The sequence below is a fragment of the Rhizobium sp. SVR5-2C genome (genome assembly GCF_056755115.1).
Map to the genome: position 1 here is coordinate 1 of NZ_JBNDHT010000233.1, position 5,917 is coordinate 5,917.

Sequence of the window (5,917 nt, forward strand, 5' to 3'; positions counted from 1 at the left end):
GATCCTGAACCAGAAGGCCATCCACGACTCCGGTCCAGAGGGTGAGAAGCTTTACTGCGTCTACGTTGCCGTCGGCCAGAAGCGCTCCACGGTTGCCCAGTTCGTCAAGGTTCTCGAAGAGCGCGGCGCCCTGAAGTATTCGATCATCGTTGCCGCAACGGCTTCCGATCCGGCTCCGATGCAGTATCTCGCGCCGTTTGCCGGCTGCACCATGGGCGAATATTTCCGCGACAACGGCCAGCATGCCTTGATCGGCTACGACGACCTGTCCAAGCAGGCTGTTTCCTACCGTCAGATGTCGCTGCTGCTGCGCCGTCCGCCGGGCCGCGAAGCCTATCCGGGCGACGTCTTCTATCTGCACTCGCGTCTCCTCGAGCGCGCTGCAAAGATGAGCGACGCGGCTGGCGCCGGTTCGCTGACTGCTCTGCCGGTCATCGAAACGCAGGGCAACGACGTTTCGGCGTTTATCCCGACCAACGTGATTTCGATCACCGACGGCCAGATCTTCCTCGAGACCGACCTGTTCTATCAGGGCATCCGTCCGGCTGTTAACGTCGGTCTGTCGGTTTCGCGCGTCGGCTCCGCCGCACAGATCAAGGCGATGAAGCAGGTTGCCGGCTCGATCAAGGGCGAGCTCGCCCAGTATCGCGAAATGGCCGCCTTCGCCCAGTTCGGTTCGGACCTCGATGCTGCGACACAGCGCCTGCTGAACCGTGGTGCCCGCCTGACCGAGCTCCTGAAGCAGCCGCAGTTCTCGCCGCTGAAGACGGAAGAGCAGGTCGCGGTTATCTTCGCCGGCGTCAACGGCTACCTCGACAAGCTTCCGGTCGCTCAGGTCGGCAAGTTCGAACAGGCTCTGCTGTCGTATCTCCGCTCTGAAGGCTCGGCCATCCTCGACACGATTCGGACGGAAAAGGCGATCAGCGACGACACCCGGAGCAAGCTCACCGCTGCTCTCGATACGTTCGCGAAGTCTTTTGCCTGATCGAACTCAATTAGGACGGACAACGGATGCCTTCACTTAAGGATCTGAAAAACCGGATTGCCTCGGTCAAGGCGACGCAGAAGATCACCAAGGCGATGAAAATGGTCGCCGCGGCAAAGCTTCGGCGTGCGCAGGAGGCGGCCGAGGCCGCTCGGCCTTATTCGGAGCGCATGGCGGCGGTTCTTTCGAACATCGCTAGCGCGGTTACCGATGCCGATGATGCACCCGCACTCATGACCGGTACTGGCAAGGATCAGGTTCATCTGCTCGTTGTCTGCACCGCCGAGCGTGGCCTCTGCGGCGCTTTCAATTCGCAGATCGCGCGTTTCGCGCGCGATCATACTCGCAAGCTCGTTGCCGAAGGCAAGACCGTCAAGATCTTTACCGTCGGCAAGAAGGGCTACGACATTCTTCGCCGCGAATTTTCCTCGCTCATCGTCGAGCGCAAGGAACTTCGTGACGTGAAGCGCGTCGGGTTCGAGAATGCCGACCAGATCGGCAAGCGTGTCATCGAGATGTTCGAAGCCGGCGAGTTCGACGTTTGCACGTTGTTCTACTCCCAGTTCAAATCGGTCATTTCGCAGATTCCAACGGCTCAACAGCTGATCCCGGCTTCCGCCCCGACTGGCGTCGTCGAGGATGCTGAACATGCGGGCGCGGTTTACGAATACGAGCCGGATCCGGCATCGATTCTGAGCGAATTGATCCCGCGCAACATCTCGGTCCAGATTTTCCGGGCGCTCCTTGAGAACGTCGCCGGCGAAATGGGCGCCAAGATGAGCGCCATGGACAACGCGACACGCAATGCCGGTGAGATGATCAACAAATTGACGCTCAGCTACAACCGCCAGCGTCAGGCTCAGATCACCAAGGAACTCATTGAAATCATTTCGGGCGCCGAAGCGCTCTGAGGCTAGAGAAAGAGGGTAAGAAAATGGCTAGGGCAGCTACCCCGAAGGCGGCAGCGAAGACCGCCGCTATGAAGACCGCCACAGGCTCTGTCGGCAAGGTCACACAGGTTATCGGCGCCGTCGTCGACGTTGCTTTCGAGGGCGAACTGCCGGCGATTTTGAACGCGCTCGAAACGACCAATGCCGGCCACCGCCTGGTTCTCGAAGTCGCTCAGCACCTCGGTGAGAACGAAGTCCGCACGATCGCCATGGACTCGACCGAAGGTCTCGTACGCGGTCAGCAGGTCGCCGATACCGGCGCTCCGATCTCCGTTCCGGTCGGTCCGGAAACGCTCGGCCGCATCATGAACGTCATCGGCGAGCCGGTCGACGAAGCCGGTCCGCTGGTCACGGCTACGAAGCGCGCGATCCATCAGGATGCGCCGGCTTACGTGGATCAGTCGACGGAAGCGCAGATCCTCGTCACCGGCATCAAGGTCGTTGACCTTCTGGCGCCTTACGCCAAGGGCGGCAAGATCGGCCTCTTCGGCGGTGCAGGCGTCGGCAAGACCGTTCTCATCATGGAACTGATCAACAACGTCGCCAAGGCGCACGGTGGTTACTCGGTATTTGCAGGCGTGGGCGAACGTACCCGCGAAGGCAATGACCTCTACCACGAAATGATCGAATCCGGCGTGAACAAGCACGGCGGCGGCGAAGGCTCGAAGGCAGCGCTCGTTTACGGCCAGATGAACGAACCGCCGGGCGCCCGCGCACGTGTGGCTCTGACCGGTCTGACGGTTGCGGAAAACTTCCGTGACCAGGGCCAGGACGTGCTGTTCTTCGTCGACAACATCTTCCGCTTCACCCAGGCCGGCTCGGAAGTGTCGGCTCTGCTCGGCCGTATTCCTTCGGCCGTCGGGTATCAGCCGACGCTCGCAACGGACATGGGCCAGATGCAGGAGCGTATTACGACCACGACGACCGGCTCGATCACCTCGGTTCAGGCGATTTACGTTCCGGCCGACGACTTGACCGACCCGGCTCCGGCAACCTCGTTCGCGCACCTGGACGCAACGACGGTTCTGTCGCGTTCGATCGCTGAAAAGGGTATCTACCCGGCTGTCGACCCGCTCGACTCCACCTCGCGCATGCTCGACCCGATGGTGGTCGGCGAAGAACACTACGAGATCGCTCGTAAAGTCCAGTCGACGCTGCAGCGCTACAAGTCCCTGCAGGACATCATCGCGATCCTGGGCATGGACGAGCTCTCCGAAGAGGACAAGCTGTCCGTTGCCCGCGCCCGCAAGATCGAGCGCTTCCTGTCGCAGCCGTTCTTCGTTGCGGAAGTCTTCACCGGCTCGCCGGGCAAGCTGGTTGCTCTCGAAGACACGATCAAGGGCTTCAAGGGTCTCGTCAACGGCGAGTATGACGACCTTCCGGAAGCAGCCTTCTACATGGTCGGCTCGATCGAGGAAGCCATCGAGAAGGCCAAGAAGCTCTCCGCAGCCGCTTGATGAACGAAGCTGATCACGAGGTTTTCTGCTGCGACTCCCTGAGGGAAGTCGTGGCAGAACTTCCCGCTCCAGCAGCGCCGACCGTTTACAGGGCGGACAACGGCGTGCTGATGATGGTGGTGGGCTTGGTCCAGACTGAGGAAGGTCTCGGATATCTCGATCAGGCAATACTGCATTGCCCGTTCTGCGGGACCAAACTGCAAGATGCAAAAGCCATAGCCGAGAAGGTGAATCACTGATGGCTGACAATTTCAATTTTGAACTCGTATCTCCGGAGCGCATACTTCTGTCGGAGATGGTGACGGAAGTTGTCATTCCGGCAACCGAGGGCGACATGACCGTTATGGCGCACCACGCCCCGACGATGACGACCATCAAGCCGGGCATCGTCAGCGTGCGCTCCCGCGACGGCTCCAAGCAGGACTACGTCGTTTTCGGTGGCTTCGCGGACATTCTGCCGACAGGCTGCACGCTGCTTGCGGAATCTGCCGTTGCGATCGAGGATTTGCGCAAGGACGAGCTCACCCGCCGCATCGAGACCGTGAAGGCGGAACTCGAGGACGCCCTCTCCGAGGAACACAGGTCGAGGCTCGAGCATCTGATCATGGAACTCTCGCATCTGCGCGGCGTCGTAGAGGAGTAATCTCAATCACCGGAAGTGACCGGAGCGGCCTTAACAGGCCGCTTTTTTTCGCGGTAATGTCTGCTCAACGCGGAAGAGCCTTGGCCCTGAGAAGCACCGGCCGTTCGATAAAAACATAGCTGAATGTCGCTACGGCGAACACGAGTGCTGTAGCCACGAGCGACCAGAGCAGCCATCCGAAAAGCAGGTCGCCGCCGAGCGGACCGAATGCCGAGGGAAAGATCGCTTTCATCGCTGAAATGATCGGATCTTGCCAGAGGTAGATGCCGAACGAGATCTTTGCGATAAAGCCGATCGCGCGATGATCGAGAACATCGCCAAGCCGAAGCGAGTGCGCCAGCGCAACAAGCGTCAGCGCGACAGCGGCCGGAAAAAGCGGGAAGTCATAGGGTATGCCAAGCCAGCCGTAGGCCTCCCATGTCCCGCCGGAAGCAGAGGCGAGGGCAGTGGCGGCGCCTGCCATTCCCAGAGAGGCGAGAACGTCGAAGAAAGCTGCTTTCCGTCGCGGCAGCATTGTCTCGATGCCCGATGCGAGGACGCCAAGCGCGAATATCGAGAAAAAGCCGATCGGATTGTAGCGCGGCATCCATTCCTTCGCTCCGCCCAGCATTCCGAACGCCCAGCCGCGTCGCAGGTCGTCCGGCTGCAGGTTGTTGACGATCAGCCAGTGCACGGCAAGAACCGCGGCAATGACACCAAGCCAGAGGAGACGCGTGGCGAAGCGCGGCAGCGCGCGGCCAAGGCGATAAAGTGCAAACATGCCTAGCGGCAGCAGCACGTAGCAGGTCGCCTCGAACGGAATGGACCAAAGCGGTCCGTTTCCCTCGACAGGAAAGAAGGTTCGCCAATGCCACTGGCTCATCAGCAGAAAGCCGGCGGCAAAACGAATGGCAAGGTCGGCCGTCAGCGGATGTCCGAACAGCGTGACGCTCAAAATGAAGCCGGCGGTCAGCGCCACCCAGAAGCCCGGCAGGATGCGAGCTGCCCGGCGCACCACATAGGTCTTCATGTCCGGCATCGGGCGCCGCCCATCCAGCGCAGACCAGAAGGGCCGTGCCAGGAGGTAGCCGCTCAGGACGAAGAAGATCGCCACGCCAAAATTGCCGAAGCGGGCAACGACCAGAGCTGATTGGACGCCAGGGTTCACCTGGCTGATGTCTATCCGCAAGACGAGGTGGTGAACGAGCACCAGCAAGCAGGCGGCTGCGCGCATCGCATCCGGGCCGGCCAGCCTTCCGTCTCTCTGCATCAGCGCCTCGCCTGTCTGGTTCGCATCAGGCCTAGGCCATGATAACGGACGGAACAAGGGGCAGAGCACGCTTCACTTACGCTGCGGCGGCACGTGTCAGCATGTAGCTATCCAGAGCGGCAGCCTCGTCCTTTGCCAGATATAGCCCTTTCTTGGATCGTCGCCACAGGACGTCTTCGGCGGTGATGGCCCATTCGTGCTGGACGAGATAGCCGACCTCGGCCTCGTAGAGATCGGATCCGAAGCAGCGGCCGAGGTCTCCAAGCGACTTCGCCTGCCCGAGCAGCACGCTGGCCCGGGTGCCGTAGCGGCGCGTCAGACGGCGGGCATGCGGATCGGCCAGGAACGGATAGGCCGCCTTGAGCGTTGCGACCTGCGCCTCGTAGCCCTGCACCGGAAAGTCGCCGCCCGGCAGATGGCTGTTGGCCGTCCACGGGCTAGCCTTTTCGCCGATCGCCGCGCCGATCTTTTCCAGCGCATGTTCCGACAGCCGCCGGGTGGTCAGCTTGCCGCCGAAGACGTTGAGCAGCGGTGCGGCACCGGCCTCGCCCTCCACCTTCAGCACATAGTCGCGTGTCGCCTCCTGCGCCTTCGAGGCGCCGTCGTCATAGAGCGGCCGCACCGCCGAATAGC

General features: G+C 61.3%; 7 protein-coding genes. 5 read left to right on the forward strand and 2 right to left on the reverse strand.

Annotated features, from left to right (window positions below; genetic code table 11):
• The 5 genes from atpA to ACPYOI_RS34490 form a co-directional block, all read left to right on the forward strand.
• A partial coding sequence (gene atpA / locus ACPYOI_RS34470) for a F0F1 ATP synthase subunit alpha (RefSeq protein WP_481424039.1) occupies nucleotides 1-985 on the forward strand: 985 nt, incomplete at its 5' end.
• 26 nt (nucleotides 986-1,011) lie between these two features.
• Nucleotides 1,012-1,896, forward strand: coding sequence for a F0F1 ATP synthase subunit gamma (locus ACPYOI_RS34475; RefSeq protein ID WP_168832684.1), 885 nt, complete (start codon nucleotides 1,012-1,014; stop codon nucleotides 1,894-1,896).
• 23 nt (nucleotides 1,897-1,919) lie between these two features.
• On the forward strand, nucleotides 1,920-3,392 hold the full coding sequence (atpD, locus tag ACPYOI_RS34480) for a F0F1 ATP synthase subunit beta (RefSeq protein WP_168832683.1): 1,473 nt from the start codon (nucleotides 1,920-1,922) through the stop codon (nucleotides 3,390-3,392).
• Entirely contained in the window at nucleotides 3,392-3,631 is a 240-nt protein-coding gene (locus ACPYOI_RS34485) for a hypothetical protein (RefSeq protein ID WP_168832682.1), read from the forward strand. The genes atpD and ACPYOI_RS34485 overlap by 1 nt, the downstream gene beginning before the upstream one ends.
• Nucleotides 3,631-4,035 (forward strand): F0F1 ATP synthase subunit epsilon, encoded by a 405-nt coding sequence (locus tag ACPYOI_RS34490; RefSeq protein WP_168832681.1) that lies wholly within the window; start codon nucleotides 3,631-3,633, stop codon nucleotides 4,033-4,035. The genes ACPYOI_RS34485 and ACPYOI_RS34490 overlap by 1 nt, the downstream gene beginning before the upstream one ends.
• A 64-nt stretch (nucleotides 4,036-4,099) precedes the next feature.
• On the opposite strand, the gene ACPYOI_RS34495 is transcribed toward ACPYOI_RS34490, so the two are convergent.
• Complete coding sequence (locus ACPYOI_RS34495; RefSeq protein WP_481417264.1) at nucleotides 4,100-5,284, reverse strand: acyltransferase family protein; 1,185 nt, start codon at nucleotides 5,282-5,284, stop codon at nucleotides 4,100-4,102.
• Between the two features lie 76 nt (nucleotides 5,285-5,360).
• Nucleotides 5,361-5,917, reverse strand: a 557-nt coding sequence (locus ACPYOI_RS34500; protein ID WP_481424040.1) for a glycerol-3-phosphate dehydrogenase C-terminal domain-containing protein, incomplete at its 5' end; no start/stop codon positions are given.

Bases quoted from the DNA above. Each gene is read 5' to 3' on its own strand.
- ACPYOI_RS34475 (WP_168832684.1), top strand. From the start codon at position 1,012: ATGCCTTCACTTAAGGATCTGAAAAACCGGATTGCCTCGGTCAAGGCG.
- atpD (WP_168832683.1), top strand. From the start codon at position 1,920: ATGGCTAGGGCAGCTACCCCGAAGGCGGCAGCGAAGACCGCCGCTATG.
- ACPYOI_RS34485 (WP_168832682.1), top strand. From the start codon at position 3,392: ATGAACGAAGCTGATCACGAGGTTTTCTGCTGCGACTCCCTGAGGGAA.
- ACPYOI_RS34490 (WP_168832681.1), top strand. From the start codon at position 3,631: ATGGCTGACAATTTCAATTTTGAACTCGTATCTCCGGAGCGCATACTT.
- ACPYOI_RS34495 (WP_481417264.1), bottom strand. From the start codon at position 5,284: ATGCAGAGAGACGGAAGGCTGGCCGGCCCGGATGCGATGCGCGCAGCC.